The sequence below is a fragment of the Neorhizobium sp. 05N33 genome, from assembly GCF_056397445.1.
In genome coordinates this window covers 56,942-75,696 of the sequence record NZ_JBFTNK010000014.1, presented here as the reverse complement: position 1 = coordinate 75,696, position 18,755 = coordinate 56,942, and the positions used below count along the sequence as shown (strand labels likewise).

General features: G+C 61.5%; 17 protein-coding genes and 1 pseudogene. 7 read left to right on the top strand and 11 right to left on the bottom strand.

All coding sequences use genetic code 11. The features are described from left to right. The first annotated feature begins 35 nt into the window (after positions 1-35). The 3 genes from AC1DLT_RS25675 to AC1DLT_RS25665 are packed head-to-tail and all read left to right on the top strand — an operon-like array spanning position 36 to position 2,704. Complete coding sequence (locus AC1DLT_RS25675) at positions 36-1,061, top strand: ABC transporter substrate-binding protein (protein WP_477488625.1); 1,026 nt, start codon at positions 36-38, stop codon at positions 1,059-1,061. A 57-nt stretch (positions 1,062-1,118) separates the two neighbouring features. Continuing rightward, entirely contained in the window at positions 1,119-1,937 is an 819-nt protein-coding gene (locus tag AC1DLT_RS25670; protein ID WP_477488624.1) for an ABC transporter ATP-binding protein, read from the top strand. After that, on the top strand, positions 1,934-2,704 hold the full coding sequence (locus AC1DLT_RS25665; RefSeq protein WP_477488623.1) for an ABC transporter permease: 771 nt from the start codon (positions 1,934-1,936) through the stop codon (positions 2,702-2,704). Before AC1DLT_RS25670 ends, AC1DLT_RS25665 begins: the two co-directional genes overlap by 4 nt. On the opposite strand, the gene AC1DLT_RS25660 is transcribed toward AC1DLT_RS25665, so the two are convergent. The 7 genes from AC1DLT_RS25660 to AC1DLT_RS25630 all read right to left on the bottom strand — a co-directional run bounded on the left by AC1DLT_RS25660 (position 2,705) and on the right by AC1DLT_RS25630 (position 9,053). Then, a complete protein-coding gene (locus AC1DLT_RS25660) occupies positions 2,705-3,892 on the bottom strand; it encodes a phosphopentomutase (RefSeq protein ID WP_477488622.1) in 1,188 nt (395 codons plus the stop codon). It lies immediately after the preceding gene. A gap of 11 nt (positions 3,893-3,903) precedes the next feature. Then, on the bottom strand, positions 3,904-4,647 hold the full coding sequence (locus tag AC1DLT_RS25655) for an ABC transporter permease (RefSeq protein ID WP_477482293.1): 744 nt from the start codon (positions 4,645-4,647) through the stop codon (positions 3,904-3,906). Positions 4,648-4,649: 2 nt separating this feature from the next. Beyond that, the gene (locus AC1DLT_RS25650; RefSeq protein ID WP_477488621.1) at positions 4,650-5,654 is read right to left on the bottom strand and encodes an ABC transporter substrate-binding protein; all 1,005 of its coding nucleotides are present in this window, start codon (positions 5,652-5,654) and stop codon (positions 4,650-4,652) included. After that, positions 5,651-6,448 (bottom strand): nucleoside phosphorylase, encoded by a 798-nt coding sequence (locus AC1DLT_RS25645; RefSeq protein WP_477488620.1) that lies wholly within the window; start codon positions 6,446-6,448, stop codon positions 5,651-5,653. The genes AC1DLT_RS25650 and AC1DLT_RS25645 overlap by 4 nt, the downstream gene beginning before the upstream one ends. Next, positions 6,441-7,208 (bottom strand): ABC transporter permease, encoded by a 768-nt coding sequence (locus tag AC1DLT_RS25640; protein ID WP_477488619.1) that lies wholly within the window; start codon positions 7,206-7,208, stop codon positions 6,441-6,443. The genes AC1DLT_RS25645 and AC1DLT_RS25640 overlap by 8 nt, the downstream gene beginning before the upstream one ends. After that, complete coding sequence (locus tag AC1DLT_RS25635; protein WP_477488618.1) at positions 7,208-7,981, bottom strand: ABC transporter ATP-binding protein; 774 nt, start codon at positions 7,979-7,981, stop codon at positions 7,208-7,210. Before AC1DLT_RS25635 ends, AC1DLT_RS25640 begins: the two co-directional genes overlap by 1 nt. A gap of 184 nt (positions 7,982-8,165) precedes the next feature. Continuing rightward, on the bottom strand, positions 8,166-9,053 hold the full coding sequence (locus tag AC1DLT_RS25630; protein ID WP_477488657.1) for a helix-turn-helix domain-containing protein: 888 nt from the start codon (positions 9,051-9,053) through the stop codon (positions 8,166-8,168). A 348-nt stretch (positions 9,054-9,401) separates the two neighbouring features. On the opposite strand from AC1DLT_RS25630, the gene AC1DLT_RS25625 reads away from it, so the two are divergent. Genes AC1DLT_RS25625 through AC1DLT_RS25615 form a run of 3 tightly spaced genes read left to right on the top strand, consistent with a single transcriptional unit; the run spans position 9,402 to position 12,852 of the window. Continuing rightward, a complete protein-coding gene (locus tag AC1DLT_RS25625; protein ID WP_477488617.1) occupies positions 9,402-10,250 on the top strand; it encodes a dihydroorotate dehydrogenase electron transfer subunit in 849 nt (282 codons plus the stop codon). Further along, positions 10,250-11,185, top strand: a complete 936-nt coding sequence (locus tag AC1DLT_RS25620; protein WP_477488616.1) for a dihydroorotate dehydrogenase — start codon at positions 10,250-10,252, stop codon at positions 11,183-11,185. Before AC1DLT_RS25625 ends, AC1DLT_RS25620 begins: the two co-directional genes overlap by 1 nt. Then, on the top strand, positions 11,185-12,852 hold the full coding sequence (locus tag AC1DLT_RS25615; protein ID WP_477488615.1) for a hydantoinase/carbamoylase family amidase: 1,668 nt from the start codon (positions 11,185-11,187) through the stop codon (positions 12,850-12,852). Before AC1DLT_RS25620 ends, AC1DLT_RS25615 begins: the two co-directional genes overlap by 1 nt. A gap of 60 nt (positions 12,853-12,912) precedes the next feature. Here the strand turns inward: AC1DLT_RS25615 and AC1DLT_RS25610 are convergent. Beyond that, positions 12,913-13,850: pseudogene (locus tag AC1DLT_RS25610) on the bottom strand (LysR family transcriptional regulator). Between the two features lie 69 nt (positions 13,851-13,919). Here AC1DLT_RS25610 and AC1DLT_RS25605 point away from each other — a divergent pair. Then, entirely contained in the window at positions 13,920-15,278 is a 1,359-nt protein-coding gene (locus AC1DLT_RS25605; protein WP_477488614.1) for an MmgE/PrpD family protein, read from the top strand. A gap of 49 nt (positions 15,279-15,327) precedes the next feature. Here the strand turns inward: AC1DLT_RS25605 and AC1DLT_RS25600 are convergent, their stop codons facing one another. The 3 genes from AC1DLT_RS25600 to AC1DLT_RS25590 form a co-directional block, all read right to left on the bottom strand. Next, positions 15,328-16,263 (bottom strand): LysR substrate-binding domain-containing protein, encoded by a 936-nt coding sequence (locus AC1DLT_RS25600; protein ID WP_477488613.1) that lies wholly within the window; start codon positions 16,261-16,263, stop codon positions 15,328-15,330. A 205-nt stretch (positions 16,264-16,468) separates the two neighbouring features. Further along, positions 16,469-17,959, bottom strand: coding sequence for a carboxylesterase/lipase family protein (locus AC1DLT_RS25595; protein ID WP_477488612.1), 1,491 nt, complete (start codon positions 17,957-17,959; stop codon positions 16,469-16,471). A gap of 1 nt (position 17,960) precedes the next feature. Continuing rightward, positions 17,961-18,755, bottom strand: a complete 795-nt coding sequence (locus AC1DLT_RS25590) for an ABC transporter permease (RefSeq protein WP_040124602.1) — start codon at positions 18,753-18,755, stop codon at positions 17,961-17,963.

Genomic DNA, 18,755 nt, shown 5'->3' with positions numbered 1-18,755 from the left:
AGCCCGTTTACAACATCAAAAAAGGGGACGTGATAATGATGAAAGCAATTGCAGCAATCCTGCTTGCCGCAGGGACACTGGTCAGCTCCGCCGTTTCCGGTATCGCGCAGAACCTGACGCCGGTGAAGTTCTCGCTGGATTGGACCCTGCAGGGGAACCATGCCATCTGGGGTCTTGCCCTCAAGAATAAAGATTTCCAGGCCAATGGGCTGAACGTCACCATGGACCGGGGCTACGGCTCGGGCGATACCATCGTTAAAGTCGCAGCGGGCGCCTACGACATCGGGTTCACCGACATCAACTCGCTCATCAAGTTCAATGCCGAAAATCCCGATCGGTATCTGATTGCGTTCTATCAGGTGTTCGACAGGACCCCCAACTCGATCATTGCTCTAGCCAAGAGCGGCATCAAGTCGCCTGCAGACCTTGCCGGCAAGAAGATCGGCGCTCCGGAAGCCGATTCAAGCCGCCTGATGTTCAGCGCATTTGCCCAGGCAAACAAGATTGACCCCGCCTCGATCAACTGGGTCACCATCGCGCCGAACCTGCGTGAGACGATGCTGGTGCAGGGCCAGGTGGATGCGATCTCCGGCTTCTCCTCGACGTCGGTCTTCAACCTCATTTCGGCTGGCGTACCGGAAAAAGACATCACCGTGCTCGGTTATGCCGACAATGGGCTCGACCTTTATGGCAGCGCGCTGGTTGCAACCCCGAACTATATCGCCAAGCACCCGGACGTCATCAAGGGCTTCGTCAAGGCCTCGATCGCCGGCACAATCGCTCTCCTGAAAAACCCGGAGGCCGGCATGCAGGCGATGAAGGAAATCGAACCACTCTATGACGTCAAACTCGAGGCGGCACGCCTGAAATTCCTGTTGGACAAGGGTGTTCTGAAATCCCCTTCGTTCGAAACGAATGGTCTCGGTTACGTGGATCCTGCCCGCATGGCGCTGACGATCAAGACGAACAGCGACGCCTACAAGATCGCGGCACCCGCTGCCGACAAGGTCTACACGACCGAATACCTCCCGCCGTCAGCTGAACGGATGCCGCCGAAGTAAGCAATTCCCAGCAAGCATCTCATAAATCGTTCCGAAACGACATTTCTGGCGGCCCGGATGAAGAACCTCGTCGAATTGATTGACGTCAGCCTCTCTTACGGCAAGACGCCGGCGGTATCAGGCCTCAATATGAAGGTCGAAGAAGGGTCCTTCGCGGCGGTGGTCGGACCGTCCGGCTGCGGGAAATCCTCGCTGATGAAATTGGTGACGGGCTTGATGCCCGCCACCACCGGCGCCGTTCTGGTCGACCAGCACGAAATCTCAGGCCCGGTCAGCATCGTCGGAATGGCGTTTCAGAATCCGAATCTTTTGCCCTGGCGGACGACATTGGAAAACGTCCTGCTCCCTCTCGAAGTCGTTCGTCCCGAGCGCCATCAGTTCCGTGCGAAGAAACAGGAATTCGTCGACCGGGCCATGGATCTTCTGCGGATCGTGGGATTGGAGAGTTTCGCAAGTCATTATCCGTGGCAGCTTTCCGGCGGCATGCAGCAACGCGTGTCTCTCTGCCGATCGTTGATCCACCAGCCGCGGCTGCTGATGCTCGACGAGCCCTTCGGTGCACTCGATGCATTCACGCGGGAGGAATTGTGGGATGTGCTGCAGGCGATCTGGCTGGAACGACATTTCACCGCCATTCTGGTGACCCATGATCTCAGGGAGGCGCTTTATCTCGCCGACAGCGTCCATGTCATGTCCAACAGGCCGGGCCGGGTTGTTCGGACGGTCGACACGTCGGCGTTCAGCCGACCGAGAGGCGAGCAGACCTTCCTGAATCCCGCGTTCAACGCAAACGTCATGGACCTGCGCTCGGATATCCGCTCGCAAAGAATGCCGATTGAAATCGCACCGGCAAAACCAGCAGGAAAGGCACGATGAGCATGTTGGAACGTGTCGGCCCTGTGGCTTTGCCGGTTATCCTGCTCGTCCTGTGGGAGCTCTCCTGCAAAGCCTTTGATATCCCGCCTTTCGTCCTGCCGGCACCCACGATGATCGCGGCGGCCCTTTATGAAAACGCCTATATCATCTGGTTTCATTCGAGCCAGACGCTGCTGACGACGGTCATCGGCTTCGCGGTCGCGGTGGGATTCGGCGCGGTTCTCGGTGTGATGGTGGGATCGTCCAGGCTCGCCTACACGAGCCTTTACCCGCTGCTCGTCGGCTTCAATTCCGTGCCGAAGGTGGCGATCGTACCCATCCTTGTCGTATGGTTCGGCATAGGCACCATACCCGCCGTGATCACCGCGTTCATGCTGAGCTTCTTCCCGATCGCGGTAAACGTCGCGACAGGTCTCGCGACCATCGAGACCGACCTGCGCGACGTCTTGCGCTCGCTGGGCGCAAGCCAACTCGATATCGTCCGCAAGGTCGGCATTCCACGTTCCATGCCCTACCTGTTCGCGTCGCTGAAGATCTCTATCACGCTTGCATTTGTCGGATCCGTCATCTCGGAAACGCTTGCCTCCAACCGGGGCATCGGAACGCTGATGACCCAGGCGTCCGCCAATTTCCGGATCCCGCTTGTGTTTGCAGGCCTTGTCGTCATCGCCCTCATGGGCGTCCTCATGTATATGATCTTCGCCTTCATAGAACGCCGCATGACCGGCTGGGCGACGCGGGGAGCCACCTTCGGCATCGGCGGCTAGTCAACCCCTTTTGGGCAGTGCGAGATGCGCCGCGATCATCTCCGCCACATCACCAAACCCGCGGATACCCAGATCCGCGGGTTTTATGCCCGGCCCGGTCGCCAGCACCGGGACACGCTCGCGGGTGTGATCGGTGCCCGCCCAGGTCGGGTCGTTGCCATGGTCTGCGGTGATAATCAGCAGATCATTAATGCGCAGGCGCCGTGTGAGTTCCGGCAGGCGAGCGTCGAAGGTTTCGAGCGCGCGGGCATAGCCAGAAACGTCGCGGCGATGGCCCCAGAGACTGTCGAACTCGATGAAATTTGCAAAGACCAGATCGCCCGGCTCGGCACGGCCGCACCAGCCAAGCACATGCTCGAAGAGCGCCATGTCGTCGCTGCCCTTGGAGACGTCGGTAATGCCCTTGTAGGCAAAGATGTCGCCGATCTTGCCGACCGCATGGACCGCGCCGCCTGCGGCTACAACCCGGTCGCAGATCGTTCCGTCCGGAGGGGCGATGGCGAAATCCTTGCGGTTTGCGGTGCGGACAAAGGCGCCTGGCGCCTCGCCGACGAAGGGCCTGGCAATGATCCTGCCGACATTCAACGGATGAAAGATTTCGGCGGCGATACGGCAAAGATCGAGCAGACGCTCAAGGCCGAAATGGGTCTCATGGGCAGCGATCTGCACGACGCTGTCGGCGGAGGTGTAGACAATCGGCTTGCCGGTTGCGATATGCTCGGCACCGAACTGGTCGAGCACTTCGGTGCCCGAAGCATGGCAATTCGCAAGCGTTCCGGAAATGCCGGAGCGTGCTTCGAGTTCGGCCATCAGATCATCCGGAAATGCCGGTATCGTGCGCGGAAAATAATGCCAGTCACGGGTGACCGGCAGGCCGGCGAGTTCCCAATGGCCGCTCTGGGTATCCTTGCCGGCAGAGATTTCCTGCGCCGCACCCCAACGACCGATCGGTGCAGCGCCGAGACCGGGAGCCGTCCTGCCCGATGCGAGCCGAATTGCGGCACCCAATCCCAATGCGTCGAGGTTCGGAACTCTCAGCGGTCCGCTGCGCCCCTCTTCCGCGCGCCCAGCGGCACAGGCCTCGGCAATATGAAGCAAGGTATTCGAGCCTTCATCCCCATAACGGGCCGCATCCGGCGCGCCGCCGCAGCCGACGGAATCGAGGACACAGAGGAAAACGCGCGCCATGACCTAACCCGTCAGCTCAGTTGAAACCGGCCGAGCGAACGGCGGCGGATCAGTTCGATGACCTCGTAGAAGGCCCATCCGATCAGCGACAGCAGGAGCACCATGCCGATGACGACGGCAGTATCGCTGTTTTCCTGGCCGGAGGACAGCAGATAGCCGATGCCCTCATTGGCGCCCATCAATTCGCCGATGACGGCGGCGGTCATCGCGAGCGTCGTTGCAACCGCCATGCCGGCAAGCACCGCCGGCAGCGCCGACGGCAGCTCGATATGCCAGAAGCTCTGCCAGGGGCTGAGCTTCAGTACGGCGGCGAGATCGCGAAAACTGCCTTCCCCGTAACGCAGACCGGTCACCATGCCGGACATGACGGGGAAAAAGGTGACGATCGCGATCAGTACGATCTTGGGCGTTGGCCCGATTCCCAGCCACAACAGCAGCAGGGGCGCGATCGCGATCTTCGGTGCTGTCTGTAGCAGCAGGATGAGCGGCGTGGCAAAACGTTCGACCCGGGGAAGCCGCGCGAAGACGACTCCGGCAAGAATACCGACCGCCGTCCCGATCACGAAACCTGCGACGATCTCCGTGAGCGTAACGCCGATGTGCCGGAAAAGCTTGGCGTTTTCGAACAGGAAGAGCAGACGGGCGAACACCTCCAGCGGTCCCGGTAGAAGAAATGCCGGAACCCTGAAGATGACGACGATCGCCGTCCACAGGACGAGGGTTGCGATCAAACCCGCTATGCCACGCAGGATCATGTCTACTTACCGATCGTCGACGGATCGACGACGAAGTCGGCCGCCTTGGGGGCGCTGTCGATGACCTTGTATTGCGCCAGGATATCGGCGTTTTTCTGCCAAGCGGCCAGATCGGCGGCACCCAGGCCCTTCTGCTTGGTCAGCGCGCTCTGCCAGACGGACGGCACGAAGGTCTGTTCGAAGGCGGTCGTCAGAATGGCCTTCTGGTCTTTCGGCCAGGTCGGCGTGTATTTGGCAAGCGAGATGTCGAGCGCGTCACCGATATGACCATCGATGACCCATTCATAGGACTGGGTCACGGCGGTCGTGAAGCGCTTCACGAGATCCGGGTTTGCCGAAAGCTTCTTCGCGCTGGTGACAACGACGTTGCCGAAGGACGGCAGGAAATCGTTCGACAGGATCATCGTGACCTTGGTGCCGTCGGCTTCGAGATTGTACTTGCGAAGCTCGGAGAAGACGATCGCATCGACTTGGCCGGCCTGAAGCGACTGCACGATGGCGCCGGTCGCGACAACTTCGACGCTGACATCGTCGAGGCTGAGGCCGGCCTGCTTGAGGCCGACCTGGAGCTGAAGATAGTTAGGGCTGGCAAGGCTGGTAACGGCGATCTTCTTGCCCTTCAGGTCCTTGTAGGTCTTGATGCCACTGGATTCCTTGGCCAGAAGCGCGCCGATGCCGCGCTGATAGGTCGTGTGGACGACCTTGACCGGCAGGCCGTTAGCGGCAGCCGCGACCACCGCATCACCGTTCGGGAAACCGAAATCGACATTGCCGGCGGCGATGTTCGTCAGGATGTCGGCGGCAGCAGCATAGATGAATTCGACTTCGATGCCATTCTTCTCGAAAATGCCCTTGTCGACGCCGGCATAAAGCGGCGAGTAGAAAGGGGCGGCTGCGCCATCGATCTGCAGCACGACCTTGTCGGCCGCTCCCGCGATCGAAGCAAAGAAGGGCGAGGTAAGAAGAGCGAGCAGGCTTGCCGCGGTTGTCACGCGAAACTGGATCATGGTTGGCTCCCGAGTTCCCATTCTGTGGAGGAAAATGCCCTTCCTGCAATGCGCAGAAGGTTTCGCTGGGTTGCCTCATAGTCGTCGAGCCAATCATCGGTGGCGCGATTTCCATGGACACCAAGTAGGCAGCCGGTTTCGAGGCCGATCGCCCCACCGACGGTCAGCGTGATCTCGCTCTCCATCTCGACGCCGACGGCACCTTGAGCTTGGAAGCGGTCGATGAAATTGGCGGAGATATCGGCGCCATCGTCGAGCGGACGATAACGGCGGTCCTGGCCGAAATAGTAGCTGTCGGTCGAAGCGACCATGCCCGGTCGGCAGGTCAGGCCCAACTCGGCCGCGGCGGCGACGAGGCCTTGGGTTATCTGCGGTGAAGCCTTTGCTTCGCCTCCGGCTGCCCGATATGTCATGGCAGTGCCGGTATCGCCGATCGCCCTGTCGACCGCGATGAAGGAGCCGACGGTGTATTCCGCGACGAGCGCTGACATGCCACCGATCCGGATGACACGCCTGGCGCCAAGCATGGCGAGTTCCACAAGGGCGATTTCGGTCGAAGGGCCACCGATGCCTGTCGAACAGATGGTCAGCCGCTTTCCTTCATAACTGCCGGTGATGACGGCGAATTCGCGCTTGCGGCCGAAGTCCTGCACATCTTCCAGCATGTCGGCGAGCAGCGCCACGCGATCCGGATCACCAGGCGTCAGCACGTTTTCGGCAATGTCGCCGGGACCGCAAGGCAGATGCGGCGGGCGGCCGTTCTTCCAGGGAAAGGCAGCGCTGGTCCTAGCCATTCTTCGCACCCTTCCAGGAGAGAAGCCGGCGTTCGAGAATGGTCAGCGCGACATGCAGGACCAGGCCGAGTACAACGGTCATCAGGACGGCTGCGAACAGAAGCGGCGTCTTGTAAGTGGCCGATGCGAAGGTCATCAGGTAACCGAGCCCGACCTTTCCGGACATCCATTCCGCCAGAACCGCACCGACCAGCGCCTGCACCGCGCCGATCTTCAGACCGACGAAGATCTCCGGCATTGCCGCCGGCAGTTCGATCTGGCGAAAGCGTTGCACGGCGCTGAGACCGAGCAGCTTCGAAAGATCCTTCATCTTCGGATCGAGCGTGCGGAAGCCGGCGACCGCACCGACGAAGACGGGAAAGAAGACCAGCGAAAAGATCAGGATGATCTTGGAGAGCACGCCGAAGCCGAACCAGACGACGAAGAGCGGCGCAAGCGCGATCTTCGGCGCCGTCTGCAGGATGACCAGCGGCCCGTCGAGCCAGACAGCGAGCTTCGGAAAGCGGGTCATGATATAGGCGATCGCAATGCCGGCAATGCAGCCGAGGATTAGGCCAAGGACGATGTTCTGGAGCGTGAAGCCGAGATGCAGCCAGAGCTCGCCGGTGAGCGCAATGGTGACCAGCGCGTTCCAGGTGCGCAGCGGCGACGGCAGAAGAAAGGTCGGCAGGGCCATCGGCCCCGTGGCAAACCACCAGACAAACAGGAGCACGGCAAGCGCCAGCGTGTAGTCGACCGCCGCGGAAAAGCGCCTGTTCATCAATGCCCCTCCCCGGCCGGCGTCCGCAGATCGCGGCGCAGCTGGGCGACCAGCGCATGATAGGCCGGATCGAGCTTGGTCTGTTCACCACGGGGACGAGCAAGCTCGACATTGTGGACGCATTTCAGCTTGCCCGGACGGGCCGTCATGACCATCACCCGATCGGCCAGATAGGCGGCTTCGTCGACGCTGTGGGTGACCAGCAGGATCGTCTTGCCGGTCGACTGCCAGATGCGCAGCAGTTCGTCGTTGAGATTGTCGCGGGTCATCAGATCGACGGCAGAAAAGGGCTCGTCCATCAGCAGGATCGGCGGATCGTCGGAAAGCGCGCGGGCGATCGCCGCACGCTGGCGCATGCCGCCAGACAGCTGGCGCGGCAACGCCTTTTCGAAACCGGCGAGCCCCACCATCTTGATCAGGTCGAGGGCGGTCTTGTCGCCCTGAGCCCTGGCAACGCCGGCTGTATCGAGCGGGAAACGGACGTTGTCGACAATGGTCTTCCACGGCAGCAGCACGGGCTCCTGGAAGACAAAACCGACGGGGCGCTTGCGGCCGGAGACATCGAGCGTGATCGAACCGCCGGTCGCCTGGTCGAGGCCGGAAATCAACCGCAGGAGCGTGGACTTGCCGCAGCCGGACGGCCCGACGATCGAGATGAGCTCGCCTTCCCTGATGGCGATGCTGACAGGCTCCAGCGCCGTCACCGTCCCATGGTCAGCCACGAATGTCTTGTGAACACCCGCGATATCGATCATCCGCTCCGATTGCGCCACCCAAAAACTCCCTGCCTTGCTGGGGAAACAATTGATCCGCGAGGAGATAAATCCCCGTGGACCGCCCGCCTGCCCCGGAAAGACGTCAAGCTTTCACAAAACTTTCAGGCGCGCAACAAAAATCTCAAAGATGAGATTTGTATCAAAATTGCGTCCGCAATTGTGTTTCGCGTCCTGATAGAACTCAGGCAGCAGCCTGTCTCTTGAGGACGGTTTTCTCGATGAAATCGGCCGCCTGATCGCCCTTGAGGCTACGCCGCCAGAGCTGGTCGGTAATGCCACCATAGAGCTGAACCGCCTCCGCGGCCGCAGTAATGGTGGCGACGCCAACGCGGATATTGGCGAACGAACCAAGCCGGAAGGGGCTGACCGCCACCTGTGCCCTGTCGGCCCGCTTGAAGATCTGGAAGCTTGCGCCCGGCATGGAATCGATCACAACGCCGATCTGAACGCCGATCGGCTGCTCCCGCAGCATATGCACGATATGCTCGATTTCGGCGCGGGCGGCGGCCTGCCGTTCCGACAGTCTGACACCCGGATGATCATGGGCGCCGACGAACCCCACACGGCCGAACTCCTCCAGTTCAGCGGCAGAAACCAAGCTGACGATGCTCGGGCTGCGCCTGCGGAACGTCTCCTTGCGGGCCTTCAGGATATCCATCAAAGCTGAGATTTCCCGGATCGCCGTCTTTCGGTCACTGACGTCCTGAGGAATGCTTTCATCGAGTACGGTCGGCAGAAGCTCGTCATAGCGGTCGGTCGTCAGCAGATAGGAGATCGGCCCGAACATTACGGTGATCTGGTCCACATCCTCCTCAAGCTGGCGCATCCGCTCGAAAAAACTGACAGCAGAAGCAATATACTCGACGCCGACGCCGAGCAGGGTCGGCAGCGAGACGCCAAGCAGATCAGCGATCTTGCCAAGCGTATCCACCTTCGGCGGCTTGCCGGACTCGTAGCGATAGATCGCAGCCCGTGAAACGCCGGCCTTGGCGGCGAGCTCCTCCGGGGTAAACCCCGCCCCCATCCGGAACGCGCGAAGGCGACGACCGACATCCTCTGTGGAACTCACGAAGTCCAAGGCGATTCCTCCCGTCATCCTGTTGCCAAACCTTCGACTCCTTAAACAAAAACTGGAATAATCGCAATGTAGTTAATCTTCATGCGATAATTCTCATTTTTGAGAATAGTCTTGACAGCTTTCGCATTTCCACAATAGGCTCTGTTTTTGGACCCCGAACGCAGGGAGCACCCTATGATGTCCGACCGCCACCTTCTCCGACGCTGATCCAAGGCGAGCGACTCCGTGCGACGGTCAGGGCGAAGTGCTGAAGCCCGACGTCGCCCACCAACCGACATTCCGATCCGATAGGCGGTCCATCCGCCGAGGGCATTATTTTTCTTGATTCCGGACACCGCCATGCCAGCAAGCCTTTGCGTCGTCTCCGATTTTGCTCCCACCGCCGCTCCCGTGCGTCACTCCGTCCATGAGGTAGACTGCCGGGTCAAAGCGCATGAATGGGTAAACGGCCAATATCGCCTTCTTACGCTTTCCGCGCCGCGTTCGGTGCTGGATTGCCAGCCGGGGCAGTTCTTTCACCTGCTCTGCCCGCAGACGGATCGGTTTCATCCTTATCTGCGCCGGCCGATGAGCATCTATTCCTACGATCGCGAAAACGGCGAACTCGCGTTCCTCTACAAGGTCGCAGGCGAAGGCACCGGCGCTCTGGCCGGCCTTGAAACCGGCGATGTCCTGAACATCGTCGGTCCCCTCGGCCAGGGGTTCGAGATCCGCCCAGAATGGCGCCGCCCGTTGCTCATCGCCCGCGGCGTGGGGCTTGCGACACTCGCCCCGCTGGCGCAGGAATGCGCTCGCCTCAGACTGCCGCTGACGGCAATCTGCAGCGCCCGCGCACCCGATCTGCTGATGTCGACCGACCTCTTCCGCTCCTTCGGCGCGGAAGTCATCACCGTGACGGATACTGAAGGCAATTCGGATACCGAAAGCCTGACGCCCCTGATCGAGGACCTGATCCGGAGCCGCGGCATCGACGCTTTCTTCACCTGCGGCTCGGCGCGACTGATGCGCATGCTGCAGAAGATCGGCGCCCGCCACGGCATTGGCGGACAAGTGGCGCTCGAACAGCATATGGCCTGCGGCATCGGCATGTGCCAGGCCTGCGTGCGACCTTTTCGGCGCGAGGACGGCGCCGTGAATCTCCGGGTTTGCCGCGAAGGACCGGTCTTCGATCTCCAGGAGGTGCTGTAATGGCCGACCTCACCACCCGGATCGGCGCGCTGACGCTCAAGAACCCGATCATGCCGGCATCCGGCACTTTTTCCGAAGAGATGGCGGAGGTTTTCGATCTCGAATGCCTGGGTGCACACGTGACGAAGACCATTACCCAAGGCAAGCGCGCCGGCAATCCGGTGCCGCGGGTCTGCGAGGTGAACGGCGCCATGCTGAATTCGATCGGCATCCCCAGCAAGGGCGCTCAGTGGTTTCTGCAGAACACCGTGCCGTTCTATGCAGGCTACGATGCGCCGCTGGTGGTCAGCATATCCGCCAATTCCGCCGACGAATTCGCACGTTTCGCCGAAGAGGTCAGCGTGCCGGGTGTCGCGGCGATCGAAGTCAACATTTCCTGCCCTAACGTCGAGGATCACGGCAAAGCCTTCGCAATGCGGCCGGGCCCGACCGGCGACGTCATCCGCAAGATGCGCTCCGCCACCGGCCTTCCCCTCTGGGCAAAACTTTCGCCCAATACCGGCGAGGTGGTGGAGGTCGCGCAGGCGGCCGAGGCGGCCGGCGCCGACGCACTCGTCACCGCCAACACGATGCTTGCCATGGCGATCGACAGCGCCACCGGCCGCGTGCGCCTCGGCAATGTCATGGGCGGACTTTCCGGTCCCGCTCTGAAGCCCATTACGTTGCGCATGACTTACCAATGTGCCCGGGCAGTTTCCATCCCGGTCATCGGCTGCGGCGGCATCTCGACGGTGGACGACGTGCTGGAATACCTGATCGCCGGCGCCCGCGCCGTGCAAGTGGGCACCGCCACGTTCATCAGTCCCATTACCATGCCCCGCCTCATCGGCGAACTCGAACAGGAACTTGAAAGACGCGGCCTTGCCTCCGTCGACGCCCTGATCGGTTCGGTCGACATCGCCGACGAAGCCATTACCCTTGCGGAGTATGCGTGATGAATGCCGCCGTTCTCGAAAGACCCGCATGCTTTGACCTTGCCGGTGTCGCCGCCCAGCTGTTTGCCGAGATCGCCGAGCGTACCGCAGATGTCGAGGGCGTGAGCCGTCCGGCTTTTTCCAGGGCGGAGACTGAAACGCTGGATTTCCTGGTCGACTTCGCCCATTCGGAAGGCCTCGTGACGGAATGGGATGCCGGTCGCAACCTCGTCTTCTCGCTGCCCCAACATGCCGGGGCCGGGCACTATGTCCTCGTCGGCTCGCATGTCGACAGCGTCCCCAGCGGCGGCAATTTCGACGGGCTTGCCGGCGTGCTGGCCGGGCTGCTTTGTCTCGTCCGGGCGAAGCGCGAAGGCGCTCGTTTCCCCGAACCGGTAAAGGTCATCGCCATGCGCGGCGAGGAGAGCGCCTGGTTCGGCCCATGTTACATCGGCTCGAAGGCGCTGCTCGGCGTGCTCTCGCAGGATGAACTTTCCGCTCGCCACAAAAGCGACGGCCGCACACTCGATGAACACATGGAAGCGGTCGGCATCGACATGGCGCCGATCCGGGCCGGCAAACCCCTCCTGGATCGCTCGGCGGTCAGAGCCTATGTCGAGGTGCATATCGAACAGGGGCCTGTGCTTATCGAGCGTAATGTGCCGGCGGCGATCGTTTCTGGCATTCGCGGCAACTTCCGCTTCAAGAAAATTTCCTGTTTCGGCGAAGCCGGCCATTCCGGCGCGGTTCCCCTTGCCTATCGGCACGATCCGGTGCTCGCAATGGCGGAGTTCCTGAACGTGCTTGACGCCGCCTGGCATGATTTCGTCGCCAAGGGCCGCGACCTCGTCGTTACCAGCGGCATGGTCTCAACCGATCAGCAGAAGCATGCCCTCTCCCGCATTCCGGACAGTGTCGAATTCAGCCTCGACGTTCGCAGCCAGGACCGCGATATGCTGGAGGCAATGCACGCACTCGTCCTCCAGCACGTGACGCGTATCGAGAACGAACGCGCCGTCCGTTTCGATCTTGGCCAGGCGCTATGGACCAGTCCGGCGCTCTGCAGCCAGTCGCTGATCGCCCGACTGACCGAGGCGGCGGAAACCGTCGGCGTGCAGCCGACGTTGATCCCGTCCGGCGGTGGGCATGACGCCGCGGTCTTTTCCGCGGCCGGCATTCCGTCGGGCATGATCTTCATCCGCAACCGCAACGGATCGCATAATCCGCAGGAGGCGATGGAGATCGGCGATTTCGAAATCGCCACAGCCATCCTCTATGAGTTCCTCGGCAATCCCCATGAAACGTCAGTCGGCGGCCAATCAGCGAAGGAAACTGGTCCCATGTTCTCCAACATCACAGACATCATCCGCCAGAAGGGCAATGCGGTGCGCGCTTATCGCGCCGCGGCTGTGGCCGCCGGGCAGGCCGCCATCGACGATCCGGATCGCGTGGTCGGCTATTTCATGCTCGGTCTCGCGGCGCAGGAAGTCGCCGAAACATATTATGCCGAACCGGTCGAGGCCGCTGTTTTCGACCAGGAACTGTCGAGGTTTGATGGATATGCCAACACGCTCGATGCTGCATTCGCAAACCCGGATGCCGGGATTCGGCTTGATGCCCTATCGAGGGTAGCCCGCAGCCTGGCAATTGATCGCCAGCGGTCGACAATTCGCGCTGCCGGCTTGTAGTGCAGCGACGACTTCGGCTGCCTGCTATTGTTGGCCGTGCCCCGTGGGAAAACATTTCGCTCACGACCAGCCGGCAATGCTCTGCAGGAACAGGCTGGCGGCCCGTGACAGCGGATGTTTTTCGCCGCTGAGCAGGCAATATGTGACCGGCAGCTCCGGTTCAAGCACGACGAACCGCAAGGGCAGTGCCGCGTATTCGCGGGCGATCAGTTCGCTGACCAGCGCGATGCCAAGACCCTCGGCGGCCAGTGCGCAGGCGCTTGCGACGGAATGCGCCTCCAGCAACGGCCGCTGTCGCAAGCCGTGCTGATAGAACAGCGCCTCAAGCTGATGGCGGACGGGCCGTTCGCGATTGAGGACGATGAGATCGTGGCCCTTCAGCTCGGCGATCGTCAGCGACGACCGCTCGGCAAGCGGATGATCCCGATGCACTACGCAGACGATCCGCGACGGCAGCAGCTTTTCCTGCCGCAGTCCGGGAGTTGCCAGCGGCAGGCGCGCGAAACCGATATCGGCTTCGCCATCGGCTACCATGCGTTCGAGCGCCAGATAATTGCCGGAGGCCAGTTCCACCCGCATCGGGCCGTTGGCCGCAAGAAAATCTCGGATCATTTTAGGTATCCGGTTCGACGACAGACTGGCCGGAAAAGCAAGCCTCAGCAGCATGTCGCGGGAGCGCCCGTTCTCCAATTCGATGGCCGCCGTCTTAAGCACACGCAGGCGGTCGGCGATGGCGCGGATTTCCGGTCCGAGCTGCAGGCCTTCACGCGTCGGCGCCAGGCGGTTCTTGTCACGCTCGAACAGGCGAACGCCGAGATAATCCTCCAGCTGCTGCAGCAGCCGGCTTGCATTCGATTGCGAAATGCCGAGCTCCAATGCTGCGGCAACCGTCGAGCCGGTGGCGGCGATCGCGTCATAGGCCTCGATATGCTTGAGGCTGATCGCCGCCTTCACCATGGAGAACCCCTTCCTTCGATAGACTTATTCGAAAACCGCATAAGATTGCGGCCTTCGTCGAAGTCGAACACTTTCGCCCGTGTACCAAGCGCAGCGAAAGACATCCGTCAATGACCACGATCCTCCTCGATATCGCCCGGCAGCTTTCAGCGCGGACGGAGTTTTCATCTCTTGCCATGGAGCGCGCCCGCGACGCGGTTATCGACACGCTCGGATGCATGGTCGCGGGCAGCAAGGATCCAAGCGTAGCGGCGGTTATCGCGGCATTCGGCAATGAGATATCCGGCGGCGGTTCCGGATGGCTTGTCACGGGCGGATACGCATCGCCCTCGGTGGCGGCACTTGTAAACGGCACGGCGGCCCATGCCCTCGATTTCGATGATAATTTTCATCCCGCCCGGGCTCATGCGTCCGCAGTTCTGGTGCCGGCCCTGCTCGCCACCCTACGTCCGCAGCGCCCGATCAGCGGCAAGCAGTTTCTGGAAGCCTATCTCACTGGGCTCGAGGCCCAGGCGGCGGTCGGCTTCGGGGTCAATCCTTCCCATTACAACAGAGGTTGGCATGGCACTTCCACGGTCGGCGCGATCGGAACGGCCGCCGGCGTCGCGCGCCTGCTCGGCGCCAACATCGAGGAGACGGCGCAGGCCATGAGCCTGGCCACCTCGATGGCATCCGGTCCCAAAGGCCAGTTCGGCACCCTGGCCAAACCGCTGCATGCCGGAATTGCAGCGCGCAACGCAGTCGAAGCCGCCTTGCTGGCGATGTCAGGCAGCGGCGGCCGGCTCGACATCCTCGAGCGACCGCAGGGTTTTTTGGATCTCTTTGGCGGCGGCGAAGCCCGAGGTTGGACAGATTGGCGGCTGGATGAAGCCCATGTCATTGAAACCCGCGGCCTTGTCACCAAGCGCCATCCCTGCTGCGCCTCGACGCATCGAGCAATCGACGCGCTTTTCGACCTGAAACAGGAGCATCAGCTGGGCGCCGGTGATATCGACCGTATCGACGTCAAGGTCGGGATTTCGGCCGCCCGCAATCTTGCTTATCCGCGGCCGGAGAACGAGATGCAGGCTCGCTTCTCGATGCCGTATTGCCTTGCAAAGGCGATGCTGCAGGACACGCTCAGCCTGTCGGACTTCGCGCCCGCCGCCCTCCGACAGACAGACGTCCTTGCGCTGATGCCGCGGATCGAGATGCATTCCTACACATCAGGCGAGGAGCACGGTCATGATCGTCTTCCGCATGTGCTGACTGTGACACTGCGGAACGGTACGCGCCTCTCCAGCCAACGGCTTCATGCCAAGGGATCGATCGAGGTTCCTCTCGACGCCGGCCAGCGGCGAAGCAAATTCTTCGATTGCGTTCATTGGGGCTCCGGACAGGCGACCGATGATCTCTATGACAATCTCCTGGATCTCTCTCAGTCGACCTCGGCATCAAATCTCCTGAACTTGTTTGCGGCATCCTCCTGAGCGACGCATTCTGAAGACGACGCTTCAGCACCAAATCGGCATCAGCTTCCTAAACGGGTGGTATTCCTTTGAGCCTGCGAAAATGCGGCACGTCCATTGCCCGGCGCTCGATCGAGGAGATCAGCCGCTCAACAGTCGCAGGCAGCGGTACGCCGGTTGCCGTGATGACGCCCCAGTAGAACGGAATGTGGAAGGCGAGCGGCAGGATGACGACATCCTTGACCGGGAGGCCCGTGAGGGTAACGGACTCGACGATCGCCACGCCAAGTCCCGATCGAGCCAGCGCGAGCGAGACATAAGTCGCATTGCTGTCGATAATTCCACCCGTCTCGATCGACTGCTCCGCAAGCGCCTTGTCGATCCTCATCCTCAACCGATAGGGGTTGGCGGAAGCGATCAGCCGGCGGCCTTTCAGGTTTTCCGCGGAAAGCAGATCGAGGCCGGCCAAGGGATCGTTTGCGGCGACCACGGCAACACAGGGCACTTCGCCCACCCAATGCACATCCACCCCCGGATTATCCAGCGGAAGGCTCGCGATGCCGATATCAGCGGTTCGCGCCACGACCGCCTGCACGACATCTTCAGCCGACGTGCTTCGAAGATGGACATGATCCGGAAACTGGTCCGCGGGTAAGTCGCTGAGCGCGAGCGGGACGATGCTCGCGGCGATGGCAGGGATCGATGCCACTTCGATGGGCGTCGCCCGCGCTGTTGCGATCGTCCGGGCACGTTCGCTGATCGTGCGCAATCCGCTCAAGAACAGCTCCGCCTGAGCGAAGAAGGCCACGCCATGTTCCGTCGGCGCTATCCGCGGACCGTTGCGATGCAGGATCGGAAATCCGAGTTCCTGCTCAAGATCTTGTATGAGCCGGGTAATCACCGGCTGCGACTTGCCCAGCGCCTTGGCAGCTCCGGTCATGCTGCCGATCGAGATCACGGCAACGAACGCCTCGAGCTGTTTCGTATCCAGATAGTCAGGGGGCATCCAAAATCCTGAATTCGGCAAGACCGCAGAGCGCAGCAATTGTTGCAAGCCGGCTGGTTGTCTTCTCAGACCGGCTCGGATTGCCCGATAACACCCATAGGTCGATTTGCTCAGTGGAAGCTAGAGGTGGATTGAACAAGATCGGCAATCTCCATCATCGAAGCGAAAGTCCATAAAGGGGCAGGCTCACCCCAAGGAAACCTGGTCAGGCGGGCGGCCTTTCCCAAAGCGCGGTTCGGCCGTCGAAGGGATCGATCGGGAGGTGGAATATGCCCTTCTCCATGTGCAAGACCTGTGGTTTGGCGCCGGAATAACGCGGCCACCTGCCTGCAGGCGTCTCAGGCGCCGCGTCGCGAATAAACGAGACCCAGACGTCGTGAACCGCTGTCGCGAAGGCCCTATCGCTGACGGACTGGCGGGCCGGCAGATGACTGACGTCCATCCCCTGGCGATACCAGACCTCACCGACCTCCGCACCGTGTGGCGCGCCAAGCTCGTCCGGCTCGACGGGACCATAGAGATATTTATAGACCGGCTGATGCACGGCATGGAGGCGCGCGAACCGGGTGGCAGGGTTCTGGAATACCAGGTCACCGCCGACGGCCCTCCAGATGCCGCGCGCCGTATGCTGCGGAAGAGCTTCACGATATCGCCGGACGACCTCGACGCCGGTCAGCCCAAAAGGCAGCACGCGCTGATGCAGCAGCCGGGCTGCGAGTTCGAAATCCATTTCCGGCTGCGCTGTCGCGTGCGTGACGTATTCGCCCGTCGTACAGCCGATCATCATCGGGACGCCGGCCGTCTTTCCGCGCGCGGCTGCGTCTTCCGGATGGTCGGGAAGCGAGACCCCATCGACAACCGGAACAAAAGGCACGCCTAGCATCGAGGCCGAGCCGTCCCGCTCGAAATCATGATTTTCATAGGACTGATTGCAGAGGTCGCGCTGTGCAATGAGCAGTCTTTCGAAGGGAACGTTTGCAAGCTCCGTTTCGGTTACCTGTAGATAGTCCAGCATGCGCCTGTTGAGCTTCTGCGCGTCGTCCATCGTTGAGATGCCGGTGCTCGCGCCGCTCTGCGGCATCGCCCGGGCAAACAATCCGTGTGCCGCGGGCATCGCCATGACCGCCGCGATCGAAAAGCCCCCCGCCGAACGACCCGCAAAGGTGACCTGCTTCGGGTCTCCTCCGAAGGCGGAGATGTTGTCGCGGACCCATTCCAGTGCCGCGATCTGATCCAGAAGCCCGCGATTGTCCGGCGAGCCGTCGTTCAGATGCAGAAAGCCGAGCGCCCCAAGCCGATAGTTGACGGTCACTTCGACGAGGCCGCTGGCGGCGAACGCGCCACTTTGCAGCACCGCCTCATTGGCGGAACCGACAGCGTAACCGCCTCCGTGAATCCACACCAGGACCGGTGCCGATCCGGTGACGGACGGCGTGCGGATGTTGACGGTCAGGAAGTCGGTGCCGAACTCGAGCGTCGATGCAGCCGCCTTTCCCACGGGACCGTAGGTCGGGATCTGCGGGCACACTTCGCTGAGCGCCTTGGCAGACCGGATCCCGGACCAGCGTGGAACCGGCTGCGGCGCTGCGAAACGCCGTTCGGGAGTGATCGGCGCCGCATAGGGAACGCCGAGAAAGACGGCGTAGCCGTTCTCATTAAAACCCTCGATGGTGCCGGCAGTTGTCTCAACGAGCATGTCAGAGTGCCTTGCGGAGGCCAATCAGCTTTTCGACCACCATCACGACCCCGACCGAGATCAGGATCAGGACGACGGAGAGGGCGGCGATCTGCGGATCGGTGGAATATTCGAGATAATGGTAGATTTCCGTCGGCAGCGTCGAAGCCTTGACCGACACGATGAAGAGCGAGATCGTCGCCTCGTCGAAGGAGATGAGGAAGGCAATCACGCCGCCCGCAATGAGGCCGGGCCGTACCAGCGGCAGGGTTATGCGCCAGAACACCATGCGCGGCGATGCGCCATGGACGAGGGCCGCTTCCTCGATACGGGTATCCACGGCCATCAGGCTCATGGTGATCGTTCTGACGGTGTAGGGGATCGTGATGCCGAGATGGGCCAGCACGATCCCCGGATAGCTATCCAGCAGGCCGAGCGGTGCGATCACCAGCATGATGCCAACCGCAAGAACGATATGCGGCACGAGAAATGGTGCGAGGATGAGGAAGTTCACCGCCGCCTTGCCACGGAAGTGGTGCCGCACCAGCGACAAGGACAGCAGCATTCCGGCAGAAACCGCGACCAAACCGACAATCGCGCCGATGATGAGGCTGCGCCAGAAGGCCGAGATGAACTTGACGTTCTGGAAGACCTTCACATAGGAGCCGAAGGAGAAGCTCTCCGGCGGGAAGGCCAGATACTGGCGTGTATCGAAGGAGATGATGAAGACAACGATGATCGGCGCCAGCAGGAACAGGTAAAGCAGCGCGATCAGCGTATTCCAGGCGAACCGGCCGAGGAGTGGATTGCTCTGCAT